This is a genomic window from Corynebacterium sp. AOP40-4SA-5 (genome assembly GCF_052377355.1).
Lineage (GTDB): Bacteria > Actinomycetota > Actinomycetes > Mycobacteriales > Mycobacteriaceae > Corynebacterium.
Map to the genome: position 1 here is coordinate 1 of NZ_JBQSWS010000061.1, position 825 is coordinate 825.

Consider the following 825-nt stretch of genomic DNA (forward strand, 5'->3'; position numbering starts at 1 on the left):
ATGATCCGTCGGGAGTGCCCGTCGGTGACCGCTGCGAGGTACACCCAGCCTTCACCGGTGCGAAGGTAGGTGATGTCGGAAATCCAGCACCGGTCGAGCCCGCCCTGGTCCCAGCCGCGCCTGACCCGGTCAGGGATCGTATGGGCCTCGACACCAGGCAGGGTGGTCACCGGGGTGAACTTCTTGGGGCTGATGCCCTCCAAGCCCTGACGTGCCATGGATCTCGCCACGGTCTTCACATCAACCTGTGTGCCCTCCCGGGCCAGCTGGGCATGCACCCTGGGAGCGCCGTAGACCTCGTCGGACTCGATGAACACCGTCCGGACCTTCGCGTCGAGGTCGTCGCGCTCACGGCGCTGTGGGCCGGGCTGTCCGGCCTGTCGTGCTACCCAGGCGTAGAAACCGGACCGGGACACTCCCAGCAGACGTGCCATACGCTTGACCTCGTAATTCGCCTTCTCCTGCACCATCAGTTCATACCGTTCTGCGGTGGTTGCTTGGCAGCGAAGAAGGCTGCCGCTTTTCCCAAAAACTCGTTGTCCTTCTTCACGTCAGCGAGTTCGCGGCGCAGTCGTTTGAGTTCGGCGCGTTCATCCAGATCCAGCTCGCCGGTGGGCTCACCGGCCTGGTCGGCGTGTTCGGCGGCGACCCATTTACCTAGCGTCTGGGCGCCGACGCCGAGTTCACGGGCGACTTCGGCGATAGTACGTCCGGTGTCGATGACCAGTCGGGCGGCTTCGTGTTTGTACTCGGGGCTGAAGGTTCGTCGTGGTCGCTTGCCGGCGGTGTGGTCGGTCATAGTGACATCCTCTCGTGCGGGACGGG

At 64.4% G+C, this 825-nt stretch carries 2 protein-coding genes; both read right to left on the reverse strand.

Annotation, left to right across the window (positions count from 1 at the left end; translation table 11 throughout):
* A partial coding sequence (locus tag ACT3S3_RS15260; protein WP_444627017.1) for an IS3 family transposase occupies window positions 1–470 on the reverse strand: 470 nt, incomplete at its 3' end.
* Window positions 470–799 carry an IS3 family transposase gene (locus ACT3S3_RS15265; RefSeq protein ID WP_014009899.1) on the reverse strand — a complete coding sequence of 110 codons (330 nt, stop codon included), beginning with the start codon at window positions 797–799 and terminating at the stop codon, window positions 470–472. The genes ACT3S3_RS15265 and ACT3S3_RS15260, both read right to left, overlap by 1 nt.
* Between the last annotated feature and the right edge of the window lie 26 nt (window positions 800–825).